Source organism: Perlucidibaca piscinae DSM 21586 (assembly GCF_000420045.1).
Lineage (GTDB): Bacteria > Pseudomonadota > Gammaproteobacteria > Pseudomonadales > Moraxellaceae > Perlucidibaca > Perlucidibaca piscinae.
Genome location: NZ_ATUE01000008.1, coordinates 166396 through 185076 on the forward strand (window position 1 = coordinate 166396; position 18681 = coordinate 185076).

At 65.5% G+C, this 18681-nt stretch carries 16 protein-coding genes and 1 tRNA gene; 11 read left to right on the forward strand and 6 right to left on the reverse strand.

Annotated features, from left to right (window positions below; genetic code table 11):
• Positions 1-56: 56 nt before the first annotated feature.
• Entirely contained in the window at positions 57-719 is a 663-nt protein-coding gene (gene fabR, locus F595_RS0109995) for an HTH-type transcriptional repressor FabR (protein WP_040568579.1), read from the reverse strand.
• Between the two features lie 153 nt (positions 720-872).
• Here fabR and F595_RS0110000 point away from each other — a divergent pair, with 153 nt between their 5' ends.
• Both F595_RS0110000 and F595_RS0110005 read left to right on the forward strand, forming a co-directional pair.
• Positions 873-1955 (forward strand): flavin reductase family protein, encoded by a 1083-nt coding sequence (locus F595_RS0110000; RefSeq protein ID WP_022956735.1) that lies wholly within the window; start codon positions 873-875, stop codon positions 1953-1955.
• Positions 1956-1968: 13 nt separating this feature from the next.
• A complete protein-coding gene (locus F595_RS0110005) occupies positions 1969-3078 on the forward strand; it encodes a fatty acid desaturase family protein (RefSeq protein ID WP_026913481.1) in 1110 nt (369 codons plus the stop codon).
• 24 nt (positions 3079-3102) lie between these two features.
• On the opposite strand, the gene F595_RS0110010 is transcribed toward F595_RS0110005, so the two are convergent.
• Positions 3103-3972, reverse strand: coding sequence for a pirin family protein (locus F595_RS0110010; protein WP_022956737.1), 870 nt, complete (start codon positions 3970-3972; stop codon positions 3103-3105).
• 178 nt (positions 3973-4150) lie between these two features.
• Here F595_RS0110010 and F595_RS0110015 point away from each other — a divergent pair, with 178 nt between their 5' ends.
• The gene (locus F595_RS0110015) at positions 4151-4345 is read left to right on the forward strand and encodes a hypothetical protein (RefSeq protein ID WP_022956738.1); all 195 of its coding nucleotides are present in this window, start codon (positions 4151-4153) and stop codon (positions 4343-4345) included.
• A gap of 28 nt (positions 4346-4373) precedes the next feature.
• Here the strand turns inward: F595_RS0110015 and F595_RS0110020 are convergent.
• From F595_RS0110020 to dapE, 3 genes are all read right to left on the reverse strand, one after another.
• Positions 4374-4450: transfer RNA gene (locus tag F595_RS0110020), tRNA-Arg, on the reverse strand.
• 87 nt (positions 4451-4537) lie between these two features.
• On the reverse strand, positions 4538-5389 hold the full coding sequence (locus tag F595_RS13710) for a sigma-70 family RNA polymerase sigma factor (RefSeq protein WP_022956739.1): 852 nt from the start codon (positions 5387-5389) through the stop codon (positions 4538-4540).
• 112 nt (positions 5390-5501) lie between these two features.
• Positions 5502-6650 carry a succinyl-diaminopimelate desuccinylase gene (dapE, locus tag F595_RS0110030; RefSeq protein WP_022956740.1) on the reverse strand — a complete coding sequence of 383 codons (1149 nt, stop codon included), beginning with the start codon at positions 6648-6650 and terminating at the stop codon, positions 5502-5504.
• A 181-nt stretch (positions 6651-6831) separates the two neighbouring features.
• Between dapE and F595_RS0110035 the strand changes: the two genes are divergently transcribed.
• From F595_RS0110035 to F595_RS0110055, 5 genes are read left to right on the forward strand one after another with little or no spacing between them, the layout of a single operon-like run.
• Positions 6832-8001 (forward strand): branched-chain amino acid ABC transporter substrate-binding protein, encoded by a 1170-nt coding sequence (locus F595_RS0110035; protein ID WP_022956741.1) that lies wholly within the window; start codon positions 6832-6834, stop codon positions 7999-8001.
• A 2-nt stretch (positions 8002-8003) separates the two neighbouring features.
• Entirely contained in the window at positions 8004-8933 is a 930-nt protein-coding gene (locus tag F595_RS0110040; RefSeq protein ID WP_022956742.1) for a branched-chain amino acid ABC transporter permease, read from the forward strand.
• Positions 8930-10012, forward strand: a complete 1083-nt coding sequence (locus F595_RS0110045; protein ID WP_022956743.1) for a branched-chain amino acid ABC transporter permease — start codon at positions 8930-8932, stop codon at positions 10010-10012. The genes F595_RS0110040 and F595_RS0110045 overlap by 4 nt, the downstream gene beginning before the upstream one ends.
• Positions 10002-10799: an ABC transporter ATP-binding protein gene (locus tag F595_RS0110050; RefSeq protein ID WP_022956744.1), complete on the forward strand. Its 798-nt coding sequence runs from the start codon at positions 10002-10004 to the stop codon at positions 10797-10799. Before F595_RS0110045 ends, F595_RS0110050 begins: the two co-directional genes overlap by 11 nt.
• On the forward strand, positions 10796-11506 hold the full coding sequence (locus F595_RS0110055) for an ABC transporter ATP-binding protein (protein WP_022956745.1): 711 nt from the start codon (positions 10796-10798) through the stop codon (positions 11504-11506). The genes F595_RS0110050 and F595_RS0110055 overlap by 4 nt, the downstream gene beginning before the upstream one ends.
• Positions 11507-11556: 50 nt before the next feature.
• Here F595_RS0110055 and mltF read toward each other — a convergent pair whose 3' ends face one another.
• On the reverse strand, positions 11557-13029 hold the full coding sequence (gene mltF / locus F595_RS0110060) for a membrane-bound lytic murein transglycosylase MltF (RefSeq protein WP_022956746.1): 1473 nt from the start codon (positions 13027-13029) through the stop codon (positions 11557-11559).
• A 318-nt stretch (positions 13030-13347) separates the two neighbouring features.
• Here mltF and purL point away from each other — a divergent pair, with 318 nt between their 5' ends.
• The 3 genes from purL (at position 13348) to F595_RS13715 (ending at position 18676) form a co-directional block, all read left to right on the forward strand.
• Positions 13348-17223, forward strand: a complete 3876-nt coding sequence (gene purL / locus F595_RS0110065) for a phosphoribosylformylglycinamidine synthase (protein ID WP_022956747.1) — start codon at positions 13348-13350, stop codon at positions 17221-17223.
• Positions 17224-17237: 14 nt separating this feature from the next.
• Positions 17238-17549: a Nif3-like dinuclear metal center hexameric protein gene (locus F595_RS0110070; protein WP_022956748.1), complete on the forward strand. Its 312-nt coding sequence runs from the start codon at positions 17238-17240 to the stop codon at positions 17547-17549.
• A 77-nt stretch (positions 17550-17626) separates the two neighbouring features.
• Positions 17627-18676, forward strand: a complete 1050-nt coding sequence (locus F595_RS13715) for an AraC family transcriptional regulator (RefSeq protein ID WP_022956749.1) — start codon at positions 17627-17629, stop codon at positions 18674-18676.
• The last annotated feature ends 5 nt before the right edge of the window (positions 18677-18681 follow it).

The following is an 18681-nucleotide window of genomic DNA, read 5'->3' on the forward strand; positions in this document are numbered from 1 at the left end:
TTCGGTGGTGAGGTTCCAAGCGGAATTTCCCGCTGAAACCGGACAGATTGCCGGCCTCAGGCAGTATGTTCGACGCGGGCACCAGCCAGGATCATGCGCACCATGATGATGGTCTCCTCGACCACGCGCGGATATTCCTCACGCGGCAGATCTGCCGCCACCGCTCCCATGGCGAACACCAGTCGCGTGATGGCCTTCGCGGCCAGCGCCGGCTGATGCACCGTGATGTTCAAATGTCGATTCAGGCGTAACAAATCACGCTGGAGCTCGTCTTCAAAGAAGGTGAGCTGTCGACCGACGGCCTGGCGAAAGGCCACTGACCCGACTTTTCCCTCGCGCAGCAGGATGGGCAGATAGCCTTCTTCGGCGGTGAGCTGTTCCATGAACACCTCGACCGAGGCGCGGACCACGCTGCCAGTGGTCGCGGCGCGTTCGCGGGCCTGGCTGAAGATCTGGCGCAGGCTGCTGCCGGACAGCTCGATGAGGGCAATGGCCAGCTCGTCGATGTCGCGGAAGTGACGATAGAAGCTGTTGGGAGCAATGCCGGCCTCGCGTGCCACTTCACGCAGGCTGAGCGTGGACACGCTGCGACTGGCGCCGAGCAGCTTGATGGCGGCGCGAATCAGTTCCTCGCGTGAAATCACGGCTTTGCGGCCCTGGGATACGCGGGGAGGCAGCGCGATTGCAGCGGGTGTGGCGGCAGTCAGGGCATCAGTCATGAAGTCATCACAACCGTCAGGCAGAAAGGGACGGTGAATCATCAGTATAGACGCGATGAAAATGATTCCACAACCAAGACCAGAACGCATGTATGGACAGTTGTATAGACATATGTATAATAATTGCATCGAGAACACATGATGGGGCGTAGCATGCGCAAACCGGTCACCGTGACACGGCCGTTCTGGCAGGGTGTTTTTCCGCCGGACACGCTGGATTACTGGGCAGGTCTGATCAATCCGGCCTGGTCGCTGTCGCGCGTGCGCGCCCGTGTGCAGTCCGTGACACCCGCCTCGCGGGATGCCGTGACCGTGGTGCTGAAGCCGAATCGCCGCTTTGCCGGGTTCGTTGCCGGTCAGCATCTCGCCGTGCATGTCACGCTGGATGGTGTCCGTCACACGCGCAGCTACAGTCCGTCGCGACTGCCAGACGCCCCCGAGTGCCTGGCGATCACCGTGCAGCGCGTGCCGGGAGGTCGTCTCAGCGGCTATTTCTGCGATCAGGCAGCGGCCGGGGATCTCATCGAGCTGGGCGACGCATTCGGTGACATGACCACGGCCACGCATGCCCGTCACACCCTACTGCTGGCCGCGGGCAGCGGCATCACGCCGTTCATCGCCCAGCTCCGCGAACTGGCGCTGTCGCCTCGGTCCGGGCAGGAGTCGCTGACTCTGCTGTACTGGGTGCGTGATCGTGCCAGTGCCTGCTTCACCGACGAGCTGGACGCGCTGACCCGCAGTCTGCCGGGTTTTCGCTGGCAGCTCCGGGTCACGGGTGATCCGGCGGACAGCGCTGCTGCCTCACGCCTGTCTGCCGCCGACCTGGCGAACTGGCTGGGTGGTCGCCATGCCGCATCGGCGGCGGTCCTGGCCTGCGGCCCGGCGGGTTTCGTGAGCGCTGCGCATGGCCTGTCCTCGGCCCTGGGCGTGACCTGCCTGGGCGAGGCCTTCAGTCCGCCTGCCCAGGGGGAGGCGGGAGAGCCAGTGCGCGTGCGTCTGCTGCGCAGCGGGCGCGAGCTCAGCATTCCTGCCGGTCAGGCGCTGCTGCCGGCACTGGAGGCCGCAGGCGTGAAGCCGGCGTTCGGATGCCGCATGGGTGTGTGCAACACCTGTGCCTGTGCCATGCCCGAGGGCGTGGTGGAGAATCTGCTGACCGGCGAGGTCAGCCAGGAGCCGTCGTCGGCTCTCAAGCTGTGTGTCAGTGCCGCTCGTTCGGCGCTGGTCCTGGATTGCTAATACCGAGGTCATGATGAGTCAGACTGTCAGTCGTTCCCTGAGCCCCGAACAGCTTGACCAGCTCGCGGTCGAGCTGGATGCCGTGCGCGCCCGCGAGGTCGCCGATCTGGGCGAGAAGGATGCCCGCTACATCCGCCGCATCTATGCTGCCGTGCGCTGGACCGCGTTTGCCGGTCGCGGCCTGATCTATGCCGGCATCTTCATGCCCTGGCTGTGGGTTGCCGGCGTGCTGCTGCTCGGCCTCTCGAAGATCCTCGACAACATGGAGCTGGGTCACAACGTCATGCACGGCCAGTATGACTTCCTCAATGATCCCGATCTCAACGGCAAGACCTTCGAGTGGGACATCGTCGGCACCAGCGACAACTGGCGCCAGACCCACAACTACATGCACCACACCTACACCAACATCAAGGGAGTCGACGACGACGTCGGCTATGGCGTTCTGCGTCTGTTCCCCGAGCAGCGCTGGAAGCCGATGTACCTGTTCCAGCCGTTCTACTCGGTGATCTTCGCGCTGCTGTTCCAGTGGGGTGTTGCCATCCAGGAACTGCGCCTCGGCCAGCTCTTCAAGGGCCGCAAGGCGTGGCCCAGGTTCCGTCGCGAGCTGGCGCCGGTGGCGCACAAGGCACGCTACCAGCTGGTCAAGGACTACCTGGTGTTCCCGTTGCTGGCGGGTCCGCATTTCCTCACGGTGGCGGCGGGCAACCTGATTGCCAACGGCATCCGCAATGTCTGGACCTTCAGCATCATCTTCTGCGGGCACTTCACCCGTGATGCCGAGATCTTCCCCAAGTCCGTGCTCAAGGACGAGACCCGTGGTCACTGGTACTACCGCCAGATTCGCGGTTCGTCGAACCTGACCGGCGGTCCGGTCATCGACCTGCTGTCAGGCAATCTCAGCCACCAGATCGAACATCACCTGTATCCGGACATTCCGGCCTGGCGCTATTCCCGCATGGCGCCTGCGGTTCGCGAGATCTGCCAGCGCTACGGCATCCACTACAACACCGGTTCGTTCCCGGGCCAGGCCGCCCAGGTGACCTGGCGCATCCTTCGCCATGCCTTCCCGTCCCGTGTGCGCGGGCAGGGAAAGCGCGTCCGCGAGCCCGTGCCGGCCTGATCGTCACGCTGGCTGCGATATCCGTCAGGCCGGTTGCGTGATCGCGAAGCGGCCTGACCGGATGTCGTCATAGGCGGCAAGAATCTCGTCGTAGGTGTTCATCACGAACGGTCCGTGACCATTGAGCGGCTCGCCCAGGGGTTCGCCGCTCAGTGCCAGCAGTCTGCAACCGGTGCGCGTGCTCAGCGAGATGTCGCGGCCATGGCTGGAAAGCACGACCAGGCCGCCATCCTCCACGTTTTCGTCATCTGCCAGCTGGAGTGTGCCGGCGCGCACGTAGAGCAGCGCCGTGTCGCCGTCCTCGGCGGGCAGGGTCAGGCTCCGTCCCGCTGCCAGATGAATGTCCAGAACCGTCATTCGTGTCCGGGTGCGGGCCGGTCCGGTCAGGTCGCGGAAGCAGCCGGCAATGATCCGGACCTCGCCGGCGCCATCCTCCAGGGTCAGACAGGGAATGCGTTCGCGGGTCAGCGCCTGGTAGGCGGGAGGGGTCATCTTGTCCCGGGCAGGCAGGTTCACCCAGAGCTGGATCATCTCGAACGCACCGCCCTCGCGTGCGAAATCCGCGCTGAAGCGCTCCTCATGCATGATTCCCGAGCCCGCCGTCATCCACTGCACATCGCCAGCCCGGATGACGCCGCCGCCGCCCGTGGAGTCTTTGTGGGCGAGCTCGCCGGCGTAGACCAGGGTCACGGTCTCGAAGCCCCGATGCGGGTGTGAATTCACACCTCCGGGCGGTCGGCCCGGCAGCAGACGGCCCGGGCCGATATGATCGAGCAGCAGGAATGGCGACGGAGTTGTGCCGAGTTCGTGGTAGGAAAACACGGACAGCACGGGCGAGAAGTCACCCACGGCAAACCGGGTATCGTTGCGGTGCACGAAGGCCAGGGTTTTCATCGGCAGCTCTCGAAGAGGACGTGGTTGCAACAGTACGGCCGCCGGCCGGGTGTCTGATGGCAGTGACAGGAAATCACACTTCATTACAGGCGGACGAGCAATGTCAACCTGATTGCCGTTGATGCGCTGGCGGCCGGCGTTACGATGACGTCTGGATATCCGTTTGGAGGGCGTGCCCATGAGCACCACGGCACGGCATCAGGAGTTCGTCTGTCGTCCGCATTTCGGCTGTCGACAGACCTGTCCCTGCGTTTCACGCTGTCACTGGCCCAGCGGGCTGCAGGATCGGTTCGAGCCGAGTCATGAGCGCAAGGAAGAGAACGATGCGCGCAACGCGGACGTGCAGGCCGTTGAGCTGCGCTGCCTGCATTGACTGACGGCACGTGCCGTCAGCGTGATGATGGCGCCCTCGAGACGATTCGAACGTCCGACCTGCCCCTTAGGAGGGGGCTGCTCTATCCAGCTGAGCTACGAGGGCATAGACACTGCGCAGCGGATTCTAGCCTAAACGCTGGCGGTAAATCTTCTGCTTCGCCGGCATGTCGGCAAGCTTGGCTGCGGGCGCTCAATCCTCGGCAACGCAGCCGGCATCAAGCCGCTCATCCTGCATCCAGGTCTTGAGTCTGAACAGGGCCTCCAGGTTGATCTGGCGCACGCGTTCGCGGGTCAGGCCCACCGCATCGGCGATGGCTTCGTAGGTCAGCGGGTCGCCATCGGGGAAGCCGAAGCGCAGGCAAAGCACGCGCTGTTCACGAGGCGTCAGGCGCTGCAGCAGGCGTTGCAGGGCATGGTTGAGGTCGAGGACGGCCGTGGTGTTCTCCGGGTTGTCCGCTTTCGGGTCGCAGATATCCCAGCCGCTGCCATCGGCGCTGCCGACGCTGTCCAGCGAGGTGTTCGCTTCCGTCCAGGGCAGCAGCTCGCGGACCTCGTTGAGGCTGCGCCCGCTGCAGCAGGCGAGGTCCTCCAGCGAGGGTTCGCGATAGGATTTCTGTGACAGCTGCCGCCGTGTACGAAGCAGCGTGTTCAGGCGCTTGGCCATGTGTACCGGCAATCGCACGGTGCGGGACTGATTCATGATGGCGCGTTCGATGTACTGCCGTATCCACCAGATCGCGTAGGTGGAGAAGCGGTAGCCGCGCTGCGGATCAAATTTCTCCAGCGCATGCATCAGGCCAAGATTGCCTTCCTCGACCAGGTCATCGATGGCCATGCTCTGGCGCTGGTACTGCCTTGCGGTGTGTATCACCAGGCGCAGATTGCACTGGATCAGGCGCTGGCGTGCCTCGGGGCATCCCGTCTGCAGGGCGAGACTGAGCGCACGCTCCTCATCTGCCGAGAGCAGGGGATGGCGGCTGACATCACGCAGGTAGCAGCTGAACGCACAGCTGGATACGGACTGTCGGGGTGGTTGGCTCATGATGTCTTCCTTGACGATGAGTGAGGCTGGTCAAAGGAAGCAGTCTTGAGGCGAGTTCGCCACCCGATGCCGACGGTCAGGCACCGAGTGGCGGGCAGGGGCTGACGACTGGTCAGTCGGCGGCAAGCAGCGAAACGAGAATGCGCTCGTACAGTCTGGTCAGGGTATCCAGATCGGCGACGCTGACGCATTCGTTGATCTGGTGAATGGTCTTGTTGACCGGGCCCAGTTCCAGCACCTGGGCACCGGTGGGCGCGATGAAACGACCATCGGAGGTGCCGCCGCTGGTGGACAGCTCGGTGTCATGTCCGGTCTCCTCGCGGATGGCGCTGACGGCGGCTGCCACCAGCTCGCCCTCGGCGGTCAGGAAGGGGTGGCCGCTGAGGCGCCAGTCGATCTGGTAGTCAAGGCCGTGGCGATCCAGGATGGCTTCGGTGCGCTGGCGCAGCACGGTCTCGGTGAGCTCGGTGGAGAAGCGGAAGTTGAACACCACCTCGCAGCTGCCGGGAATCACGTTGTTGGCGCCGGTACCGGCATGGATGTTGGAAATCTGGAAGCTGGTGGCCGGGAAGAAGGCATTGCCGTGGTCCCAGACCTCGGCGGCCAGTTCGGCCAGTGCCGGTGCGGCACGGTGGATGGGGTTGTCGGCCAGGTGCGGATAGGCGACATGGCCCTGACGACCCTTCACCGTGAGGATGCCGCCGAGCGAGCCGCGGCGGCCGTTCTTGATGACGTCACCCACCCGGGTCGTGCTGGACGGTTCGCCGACCAGACACCAGGTGATTTTCTCGTTGCGTGCCTCCAGCGTTTCCACCACCTTGACGGTGCCGTCCACGGCCACGCCTTCCTCGTCGCTGGTGATCAGGAAGGCGATCGAGCCGCGGTGTTCCGGATGCTCGGCGACGAAGCGCTCGCAGGCAACCACCATGGCCGCCAGCGATCCCTTCATGTCGGCAGCGCCGCGGCCGGTGAGCACGCCGTTCTCGATGAGCGGCTCGAACGGCGGCACCTTCCACTGTTCCAGCGGACCGGTCGGCACCACGTCGGTGTGGCCGGCAAAGCAGAACACCGGACCGTCGCTGCCACGCCGGGCCCAGAAGTTGTCGACATCGCCGAAGCGCAGGCGCTCGACGCGGAAGCCGATGGCCTCCAGACGCCGGATCATCAGGGTCTGGCAGTCGGCATCGAAGGGCGTGACCGAGGGCTCGCGGATCAGCTGAAGGGTCAGGTCCAGGGTCGGGGAGAGCGGGGCAGTGGTCATGAGGCTCCAGGATGGTGCAGGCCGGATCAGGAATGCTGGCATTCTAGCCGTCGCCATGGGTCACGTCAGCCGAACAGCGGCAGCTTTCGTGGAATACCCTTTCCACTCGCCGTCGCAACCGCAATAATGCGCGCTTGGCATGCGCCGCTTGGCGTAGCCCGCTCATCACAGGACAGATGACATGCGACCATTTCGACCCGCCCTGATTCCCGCTCTGCTCGCCACCGCCGCGCTGATCACTGGATGCAGCAAGTCCGAACCCGTGGCCAGCACCACGCCGGACGGCAAACGCATCATCGTCATCGGCCATGCCGCGCCACTGACCGGTCCGCAGGCCCACATCGGCAAGGACAACGAGAATGGCGTGCGCCTCGCCATCGAGGACCTGAACCAGTCCGGTTTCACCATCGCCGGCCAGCCCGTGCATTTCGAGATGGACTCCCAGGATGACCAGGCTGACCCGCGCATGGCCACCACGGTGGCGCAGAAGTTTGTCGATGACGGCCTGCAGGCCGTCATCGGTCACCTGAACTCCGGCACCACGATGCCGGCATCACGTGTCTATAATGCCGCCGGCATCGTCGAGATCTCGCCATCAGCAACCACGCCGCGCTACACCCAGCAGGGCTTTGCCAACGCCTTCCGGGTCATGGCCAACGATGTTCAGCAGGGCAAGGTGCTGGGCCAGTTCGCGGTCGGTGAGCTGGGCTTCAAGAACATTGCCATCATCGATGACCGCACCGCCTACGGCCAGGGCCTCGCTGACGAGTTCGAGAAGGCCGCCAAGGCTGCCGGTGGCAAGATCGTGGTGCGCGAGTACACCAGTGACAAGGCGTCGGATTTCACCGCCATCCTGACCAAGATCAAGGGCCTGAAGCCGGATGCGATCTTCTTTGGCGGCATGGACGGGCAGGGCGCCCCGCTGGCCCGCCAGATGCGCTCGCTGGGTCTGACCTCGCGCCTCATGGGCGGTGATGGCATCAACACCGCCGAGTTCATGAAGCTGGCCGGCCCGGCGGCAGAGAATGTTGTCGCCTCGCTGCCCGGCCGTCCGCTGGCCGATCTGCCGCAGGGCGCCGACTTCAAGACCCGTTTCGAGCAGAAATACGGCCGCATCCAGCTCTATGCCCCGTACTGCTATGACGCCATGCAGGTGCTGGCTCGCGCCATGCAGCGTGCCGGCAGCACCGAGCCGGCCAAGGTCATTGCCGAGCTCAAGAACACGGACCACCAGGGGGTCACCGCGCGCATCCGTTTCGATGACAAGGGCGACCTTCGTGCCGGTGCCATCACCGTTTACCAGGTCGCCAACGGTGACTGGCAGAAGCTGAAGACGGTCGAGTCCGAGTAAGCATGGACATTCTGGCGCAGCAGCTGGTCAACGGGCTGATCCTGGGCAGCATCTATGCCCTGATCGCGCTGGGCTACACCCTAGTCTACGGCATTCTCGGCCTGATCAACTTCGCCCATGGCGAAGTGGTGATGATCGGCGCCATGGTCACCATCAGCTGCCTGGTCTGGCTGCTGGGCATGAACCCGGACCTGTCGCCGGTGCTGCTGATCGGCGCCAGCCTGCTCATGGCCGTTCCGGTCTGCGCCCTGCTGGGTGCCGGCATCGAGCGTCTGGCCTACCGTCCGCTGCGCCATGCGCCGCGTCTGGCGCCACTGATCACCGCCATCGGTGTCTCCATCATCCTGCAGAACCTGGCCATGATGATCTGGGGGCGCCAGTACGTGCGCTTTCCCGATATCCTGCCGCATGACCCCATCCACCTGGGGCCGGTGACCTTCCTGCCGGTGCAGGCGGCCATCGTGCTTCTGTCGGCCGTGCTCATGGTCGGCCTGCTGGTGCTGGTGCACAGAACCCGGCTCGGGCGCGCCATGCGTGCCACCGCGCAGTCGCCGTCGGTGGCGCAGCTGATGGGGGTTCCGGTCGATCGCGTGATTGCCAGCGCGTTTGTCATCGGCTCCGTGCTGGCGGCCGTGGCCGGCGTCATGGTCTCGGCCAACTACGGCCAGGCCCATGCCTACATGGGCTTCATGCTTGGCCTCAAGGCCTTCTCGGCGGCGGTGCTGGGCGGTATCGGCAACCTTGCCGGCGCCGTCGTCGGCGGTCTGCTTCTGGGGCTGATCGAAAGTCTCGGCGCCGGCTACATCGGTGATCTTACCGGCGGTTTCCTGGGCAGCCAGTACCAGGACGTGTTTGCCTTCCTGGTACTGATCGCGGTGCTGGTGTTCCGTCCCTCCGGGCTGCTCGGTGAGCGGGTGGCGGACAGACCATGAATGCCATCTCGCGTCGCCTCCGTCAGGGAGGCCTGGTCAATCAGCGCATCACGCTCCTGCTGCTCGTCGTGTTCGCGCTGGCGGCGCCGATACTGGTTGGCAGCCTGCTCGGTCCCTACTGGGTGCGCATCCTCGATTTCTGCCTGCTCTATGCGTTGCTGGCGCTGGGGCTGAACATCGTCGTTGGCTACGCCGGTCTGCTCGATCTCGGCTACATCGCCTTCTATGCGGTCGGTGCCTACGTGTTCGCCTTGCTGGCGTCGCCACACTTCGACCTGCACTGGTCTGGCTGGATGATCCTGCCGCTGGCGGCGATTGCAGCCAGCTTCGCCGGCGTCCTGCTGGGAACGCCGACCCTGCGGCTGCGTGGCGATTACCTGGCCATCGTGACCCTGGGCTTCGGCGAGATCGTGCGCCTGTTCATGAACAACCTCGACCGCCCGATCAACATCACCAACGGCCCCCAGGGCATCAGCGGCATTGATCCGCTCTCGGTCGCCGGTGTGTCGCTGGGTGGTTCGCTGCATCTCGGCAGTCTGACGCTGAGCTCGGCCCAGCTCTACTTCTATCTCCTGCTGGCGCTGGTGGTGCTCGCGATCGTGCTCTGCCGACGCCTGGAGACATCACGCATCGGGCGCGCCTGGGTGGCCATCCGCGAGGACGAGATTGCGGCCCAGGCCATGGGCATCAACACGCGCAACATGAAGCTGCTGGCGTTCGCCATGGGAGCGGTCTTCGGCGGCGTCGGCGGGGCCCTGTTCGCCTCCTTCCAGGGCTTTGTCAGTCCGGAAAGCTTCACCCTGATGGAATCGGTGATGGTGCTGTGCATGGTGGTGCTCGGCGGCATGGGCCACATTCCGGGCGTGCTGCTGGGCGCCGTGCTGCTGACGCTGACCCCCGAACTGCTGCGCGAGGTCATCAATCCGCTGCAGCGCGAACTGTTCGGACGCATGGTGGTGGATCCGGAAAACCTGCGCATGCTGCTGTTCGGTGTGGCCATGGTCGCCATCATGCTGTACCGCCCGGCCGGCCTGTGGCCCTCGCGCCGCCGCCAGCAGGAGCTCAGCCATGACGAGTAAGCCGGTGCTGGCTGCCGGCCAGCCACTGCTCGAATTGCGCGGCATCTGCAAGCAGTTCGGCGGTATCAAGGCCCTGGATGGTGTCGATCTGTCGATTCCTGCCGGCAGCATCTACGGCCTGATCGGTCCCAATGGCGCTGGCAAGACCACGCTCTTCAACGTCATCACCGGTCTCTATCCCGCCAATGCCGGCAAGCGCCGCTTTGCCGGCGAGGACATGCCGCTGGGCATGAAGGCCAGTGTCATCGTCGAGCGCGGCATTGCCCGCACCTTCCAGAACATTCGCCTGTTCGACTTCATGACGGCCTGGGAAAACGTCATGGTGGCGCGTCATGTGCGTACCCGCACCGGCGTCTGGGGCGCACTGCTGCGCACCCCGTCAGCCCGGCGCGAAGAGGCCGCGATCCGCGACCGCGCCTTCGAGCTGATGTCCTATGTCGGTCTGCCGCCGGCGGCCATGAACCGCCACGCCCATGAACTCTCCTACGGCGACCAGCGCCGCCTCGAGATTGCCCGCGCGCTTGCCACCGACCCGCTGCTGCTGGCGCTGGACGAGCCGGCGGCAGGCATGAACCCGACCGAGACCGAGGGGCTGCGCGAGCTGCTTGAGCGCCTGCGTCGTGATGGCATCACCGTCCTGCTCATCGAGCATGACGTGAAGCTGGTCATGGGGCTGTGCGATCGCGTCGCCGTGCTCGATTTCGGGCGTTTGCTGGCCGAAGGCGAGCCGGAGGCGGTGCGTCGTGATCCGGCGGTGATTGCGGCCTATCTCGGAGGTGCGGCATGAGCCTGCTGCGCGTGGACGGACTGGGCGTGCGCTATGGCGGCATCGAGGCGGTGCGCGGCATCAGCCTGACCGTGGGCGAGGGCGAGTTGGTGTCGCTGATTGGTGCCAATGGTGCCGGCAAGTCATCGACGCTGGGTGCCATCGGCGGACTGGTGACACCGGCAGCCGGACGCATCGAGTATGCCGGCGGCAACCTGCTCGATCTGCCTGCCCATGCCCGCGTCTCCCGCGGACTGGCGCTGGTGCCCGAGGGGCGCGGCATCTTCTCGCGCCTCACCGTGCTCGAGAATCTGCAGATGGGGGCCTACTGCCGGCACGACAACCGCGCCGTGGCTGACGATCTCGAGCGCATGATGGCGCTCTTCCCGCGTCTCAAGGAGCGTCGTCGTCAGCTCGCCGGCACGCTGTCCGGTGGCGAGCAGCAAATGGTGGCGATGGCGCGTGCGCTCATGAGCCGGCCGCGTCTGCTGTTGCTGGACGAGCCGTCCATGGGTCTGGCCCCCATTCTGGTGGCACAGATCTTCGAGATCATCCAGCGCATCGTCTCCGAAGGCGTGGCGCTGCTGCTGGTCGAGCAGAACGCCCGCCAGGCGCTGTCGATTGCCTCGCGGGCCTATGTCATGGAGTCGGGTCAGATCACCCTGTCGGGGCCGGCCGCCGAACTGGCCGCCGATCCGCGCGTCAGGGCAGCCTATCTCGGGGAATGAGGCGATCCCGGCGCAGGTGACGGGCTGAGCTCAGCCCGTCCGCCCGATGATCAGTTCAGGTTCTCGCTGCTGCGAATGCGATAGTCCAGCGCGGCCATGCGCGCGTCGTCACGCTCGAAGCTGGTGTTGAGCGCAATCGCGTCGTAGTAGCGGCGCACCTGCTGCACATAGTGCAGTGCCTGGCCGACATCCGGGGCCGCCTTGCCCTTGCGGCGATTGTCCTGGGCGAGCTGGCGCAGGTTGCGCGAGACTTCCAGCCAGCTGTCCGGGTTGCCATTCAGGCGGGCCGTCAGCTTGCGCGCCTGGATCATGTGGCCGGGCCCCATGTTGTAGGCGGCCAGCGCCATCCAGGTGCGATCCGGTTCCGGCACGCTGGCCGGCACCTTGTCGAGGATGCGCTTGAAGTAGGTGGCGCCACCACGAATGCTCTGTCCGGCATGGGTGCGGTTCTTCACGCCCATCATCTCGGCGGTGTCCTGGGTCAGCATCATCAGGCCCTTGACGCCGGTCGGGGACACCGCATCCGGATCCCATTTCGATTCCTGGTAGGCGATGGCAGCGAGCAGGCGCCAGTCGACGCCGTTTTCCGCACTCTGCTTCTCGAAGTCACCCTGGTAGCGCGGCAGGCGCTGGGCGATGTCGCGGTTGAAGCTTTTCGCGCCGTAGCTGTCGAAGGCGTCGCCATTGCTGTAGAAGGCGGCCAGGCGTTCCAGCGTGCCGTCAGCCTGCTTGCGGGCGAGAAACTCCTGGGCGGCCTGATACAGGCTCTGGTCGGCCGACTTCATGAAGACCCAGGACACGGCATCCGGGTTGGCCAGGGTGTAGCCGTCACGCAGGTTGGGGAAGAGCGGACGGTAGGCGTCGAAATCCTGCGAGCTCATGCTCACGTAGTCGACCTTGCCCTCGTCGAGCAAGGTCAGCAGGTCGAGGCTGCGGCCCTGGCTGACTTCGACCAGACGCAGGCCGGGCACGTTGGCGAATTCGCTTCTCACGGCCCGCGCCTCGGCGCTGCCAGCCACCACCGCAATGGTGCGATTGGCGAGGTCGGCAGCCGATTCGGGTGAAAACTCACCCTGACGCTGGATCAGCTGCTGCTGAACCTGCAGCACGGGGTCGCTGATGCGCAGGCGATTCAGGCGGGGGTCGGCCGAGGTCAGGCCGGTCAGCGCCAGCTGTGCCTGATTGCGACGAATGGCATGCAGCACGCGTTGCGGGCTTTCCACCGGATCGATCACCAGCTTGACCCCCAGTTCCTGGGCAAACTGCTGGGCCAGCTCGTACTGCAGGCCATGGGTATGGCCGTCCTGATGGTAGAACGTGCTCGGGCTGCTGATGCCGACCAGGTGCAGTTCACCGGAGGCGCGCACTTCCTGCAGGGCGTTCTGCACCGGCTGCAGGCTGAGCGTGGTGATGGCCAGCGTGCCCACGGCCGCTGCCTTGGCGTGTCGCTTGCCGACACGCTTGAACAGCTTCAGGGCCTTGCGGTGCAGGCGGGTGCGTGGCGTCTTCTTGCGGCCAGTCATCGTGAGACCTCGGTCGGTTGTTCGTTGCGACATGTCGCTGCGGCAGCGTGCGGCAGAGGGCATGTCCTGGCGTTGTCCCTTAGGGGGTTTTCAGTGCCTGTGCGGCGTGTTCGACGCATTCTGCGATGCGGTCATCTGCCGACTATAGAAGCCTGGGGGGGCAGTCGTCCATGCCAGGGCGATGAAACTGGTCTTATTGTCAGACAATTTATGGGGTGGCATGACGGTTGCTGGCACACCGGACTAACCTGAAGCAGCGGCTTTTCGCTACAATATGCTGCGTTTTGCCCTCCATGCGCTGATCTGAGAGACCAACCCATGCTGATCCTGCCTGGCGCCCGTGCGCTGTCCGCGTTTCGTCAACACCGTCTTCTGCAGGATCTGCAACAGATTGCCCCCACGCTCAGCGGTCTGTCCGCGCGCTGGCTGCACCTGGTCGCCAGCGATGCCGCCGAGGCCTCGCCGCGCCTGATCGAGCTGCTCACCTACGGTGATGACTTCGATGGCAGCGAGCAGGGCCGGCTGGCGGTGGTGGTGCCGCGCCCGGGCACGATCTCGCCCTGGTCATCGAAAGCGACCGACATCGCGCACAACACCGGTCTGCGTGACGTGCAGCGTCTCGAGCGTGCCACGGCCTACTGGCTGGATGGTGCGGACGCGCTCGATGCCGTGACCTGGCAGGCCGTCACCGCACGACTGCACGATCGCATGACCGAGGTCGTGCTGGACGCCCCCGAGCAGGCCGCCGTGCTGTTCTCGCAGGAGTCGCCGCGCGCGCTGGCATCGGTGGACATTCTCGCTGGCGGCAAGGCGGCACTGGAGGCGGCCAATCGCGAACAGGGCTTTGCCCTCAGCCCGGACGAGATCGACTACCTCGTTGACAACTTCACCCGGCTCGGCCGCAATCCCAACGACATCGAGCTGATGATGTTCGCGCAGGCCAACTCGGAGCACTGCCGCCACAAGATCTTCAACGCCGACTGGACCATCGATGGCCAGCCGGCGCCGAAGTCGCTGTTCGGCATGATCAAGAACACCTACCAGCACCACAGCACCGACATCCTGTCCGCCTACAAGGACAACGCGGCCGTCATCGTCGGCCATCAGGCCGACCGCTTCTTCCGTGTCGGTGGCGGCACGACTTACGGCTACGTCAACGAGCCGGTGCACATCCTGATGAAGGTGGAAACGCACAACCACCCGACCGCCATTTCACCGTTCCCGGGCGCTTCCACCGGTTCCGGTGGCGAGATCCGCGACGAGGGCGCCACCGGTCGCGGTGGCAAGCCCAAGGCCGGTCTGACCGGCTTCACCGTGTCCAACCTCAACATCCCCGGCTTCGAGCAGCCCTGGGAAAAAGCCTACGGCAAGCCCGGTCGCATCGTCACGCCACTGGACATCATGATCCAGGGCCCGCTGGGCGGCGCGGCGTTCAACAACGAATTCGGTCGTCCGGCCCTGTGCGGCTACTTCCGTACCTTCGAGATGACTGTGAACGGCGTCGCCGGCCCGGAAGTGGCGGGCTACCACAAGCCCGTCATGATCGCCGGCGGCTACGGCAACATCCGCGAAGGCCATGTGCAGAAGAACGCCATCCAGCCCGGCGACCTGCTCATCGTGCTCGGCGGACCGGCCCTGCTCATCGGTCTCGGCGGCAGTGCGGCCTCGTCCATGGCCAGCGGCGCCAGCAGCGAGAACCTCGACTTCGCCTCGGTGCAGCGTGACAACCCGGAAATGGAGCGTCGTGCCCAGGAAGTCATCGACGTGTGCTGGGCCATGGGCGAGAGCAACCCCATCGTCGCCATCCACGATGTCGGCGCTGGCGGCCTCTCCAATGCCATGCCCGAGCTGGTCAACGACCACGAGCTTGGCGCAGTCCTCGACCTGCGTGCCGTGCCCAGCCTCGAGCCGGGCATGGCGCCGGTGGAGATCTGGTGCAACGAGGCGCAGGAGCGCTACGTGCTCGCCATTCGCCCGGACAGCTTGGAACAGTTCCGGGCCATCTGTGAGCGCGAACGCGCCCTGTTCGCGGTGCTGGGCGAGGCGACCGAGGTGCGTCACCTGACCGTCAATGACCCGCACTTCGGCAATGCGCCGGTCGACATGCCGATGCAGGTGCTGCTCGGCAAGACGCCGAAGATGCAGCGCAGCTTCACCCGCCAGTCGGTGGCCCAGGCTGCCCTGGATCTTGCCGGCCTGAGCGTGCGCGAGGCGGCCGAGCGCGTGCTGGCGTTGCCAGCGGTCGCGTCCAAGCAGTTCCTGATCACCATCGGCGACCGCTCGGTGACCGGCCTGGTGGCGCGCGAGCAGATGGTCGGTCCCTGGCAGGTGCCGGTTGCCGACGTCGCCGTCACCGCCACCGGTTTCCGCACCGAGACCGGCGAAGCCATGGCCATGGGTGAACGCACCCCGGTGGCCGTGCTCAATGCCGCCGCCTCGGCGCGCCTTGCCGTGGGCGAGACCCTTACCAACATCGCTGCCGCGCCCATCGCCAAGCTGTCCGACATCAAGCTGTCGGCGAACTGGATGGCCGCCGCCGGTGCCGGCAAGGAAGACGAGAACCTGTTTGACGCCGTGCACGCGGTCGGCATGGAGCTGTGTCCGGCGCTCAACCTCACCATCCCCGTCGGCAAGGACTCCATGTCCATGCGCACGGTCTGGCAGGATGGCGACGAGAAGAAGTCGGTAACCTCGCCGCTGTCGCTGGTCGTCACCGGCTTTGCACCGGTCACCAACGTGCGCGCCACGCTGACGCCGCAGCTGCGCAGCGACCTTGGCGATACGCGTCTGCTGCTCATCGACCTCGGTCGCGGCCAGAATCGTCTCGGCGCCTCGGCACTGGCCCAGGTCACCGGCCAGATCGGCCAGCAACCGGCGGACGTCGACGACCCGGCCCTGCTGCAGGACTTCTTTGACGGCATCCAGCGCCTCAATGCCGCCGGCACGCTGATCGCTTATCACGACCGTGGTGACGGCGGTCTGTTCGCCACCCTGGCCGAGATGGCCTTTGCCGGTCGCGCCGGCTTCCGCGCCGACCTCACCCGTGTCGGCAGCGATGCGCTGGCGGCACTGTTCAGCGAAGAGCTGGGCGCCGTGGTGCAGGTTCGCACGGCCGATGTCGGTGCAGTCCAGGCCGCCTTTGCCGGGACCACGCTGGCCGGTCATGTTCACACGCTCGGTGCGGTCACCCGTGACGAGCAGCTGGTGTTCGTGCGCGCCGGTGGTGAGCTGCTGCGTCTGGACCGTGCCGAGGCGCAGCAGCGCTGGGCGGAAACCAGCTACCGCATCCAGGCGCTGCGTGACAACGCCGACTGTGCGCGCGAGGAGTTCGAGGCCATCGTCCTGCCCTCGGCCGGTCTCAACGCGCAGCTGTCCTATGACCTGAATGACGACATCGCGGCGCCCTTCATTGCCAGCGGCGTGCGCCCGAAGGTGGCCATCCTGCGCGAGCAAGGCGTCAATGGTCATGTCGAGATGGCGGCTGCCTTTGACATGGCCGGCTTCACCGCCGTCGACGTGCACATGAGCGACCTCGTCGCCGGGCGCGTCGATCTCGCGCAGTTCGCCGGCCTCGTGGCCTGTGGCGGCTTCTCCTACGGCGATGTGCTGGGCGCCGGTGGTGGCTGGGCCAAGACCGTGCTCTTCAACGAGCGCGTGCGCGAGCAGTTCGCCAGCTTCTTCGCGCGTCCGGACAGCTTCTCGCTGGGCATCTGCAACGGTTGCCAGATGCTCTCGCAACTCAAGGACCTGATTCCCGGCGCCGAGCTGTGGCCGCGCTTCGTGCGCAATCGCAGCGAGGTCTTCGAGGCGCGCACCACGCTGGTGGAAGTGCCGGCATCGCCATCGATCTTCCTGGCCGGCATGGCCGGTTCGCGCATGCCGATTGCCGTTGCCCATGGTGAGGGCCGCGTGCAGGACAGCGACGCCCGGGTTGCCTGCCTGGCCGGCAGTGGTCTGGTCGCGCTGGGCTATGTCGACCACGCCGGTCAGCGTACCCAGCAGTACCCGCTCAATCCCAACGGATCGCCGTTCGGCATTGCTGGCGTGACCTCGTCCGACGGCCGCGCCACCATCATGATGCCGCACCCCGAGCGCGTGTTCCGTGCCGTGCAGCACAGCTGGCGTCCGGATGACTGGCAGCAGGATGGTCCCTGGGCGCGCATGTTCCGCAACGCCCGCCGCTTTGTCGGCTGAGGCCGGGAAAGCGCATGCTGAAGCTGACGGTCTACATCCCGGACAGTCATCTCGAACCGGTCAAGGCGGCGTTGTTTGCCGCCGGCGCCGGCCGCATCGGCAGCTACGACGGCTGTGCCTGGCAGGTGCTGGGCCAGGGGCAGTTCCGGCCATGCGATGGCGCCCGGCCTTTCATCGGTGATGTCGGCAGCGTCACCGTGGTGCCGGAATGGCGTGTCGAAATGGTGCTGGATGAGTCCGTGCTGGAAGCGGTCATCGCGGCACTGAAAACGGCGCATCCCTACGAGACGCCGGCCTACGACGTGGTCGCGGTGTTGCCGGTTTGACACGTTTCACGGTAAAAAGGGTCAATTGACAGCGTATGCCCACTGGCGTGCCGCTCAGCATCAGGAACGGTTTCCCCATGGCCCAGCGCACCGACGCGCCCATCTTGTTGCGACTGGCCTATCAGGCCATGCTGAAGTCGGGGCTGCCTGTCGATGACATTCTTGCGCAGGCCAGAATCTCCCCGGCGCTGCTTGACGTCCAGGCCTCCGAGCGCACCCCGTTCGCCGGTCAGGCCGCGTTCTGGAAAGCCCTCGAGCAGTTCTCCGGCGACCCGCACATCGGTCTGCATCTGGGCGAGCATCTGCCTGTGTATCGTGGCCAGGTGCTGGAGTACCTGATTTCCTCCAGTCCCACCTTCGGAGAAGGCCTGCGTCGTTCGCTGGCCTACCAGCGTCTGCTCAGCGATGCCATCAGTGCCCGTCTGGTGCAGGAGGGCGATCAGGTCTGTCTCGCTGACCTGACAGACTCCAGCGAGCAGCGCCATTTCGCCGAGGCCCTGGTGATCGGCGTCATCCGTTTCTTCAGCTCGCTCACCGATGGCCAGTTCAAGCCGCTGGCGGTGCACTTCACCCATGTCGAAGGGGCGCCGGTCAGCGAATACGAGCGTGTCTACGGCTGCAAGGTCACGCTGGGCTGTCGCGAGAATCGCATCTATTTCGATCCGGCGGTGCTCGGGCACCGGGTCTGGCATGCCGAGCCCAGTCTGCTGCGCCTGCACGAGAAGATGGCCAACGAGAAGATGGCGGAGCTCGAGCGTCTCGATCTGGTCGGCGAGGTCAAGCGTGCCATCGGCGAGATGCTGGAGTCGGGCGAGACCAGCCTGGAGGCCGTGGCGGGGCGACTCGGCATGCCGCCCCGTCGCCTGCGCACCGAGCTTGAAGAGGCCGGCACCAGCTTCAATCACGTGCTCGCCGATTACCGGTCACGGCTGGCTCGGCGCCTGCTGGCCCGTACCGACGAGAGCATCGAGCAGATCGTCTACCTCACCGGTTTCGCCGAGCCCAGCACCTTCTATCGTGCCTTCAAGCGCTGGACCAACGAGACGCCCATCGAGTACCGCAAGCGCAAGCAGGAACAGCTGGCGGCCGCGCGTGCGGCTGCCAAGGCCGGCATCGAGCTGTCCTGAGCCTT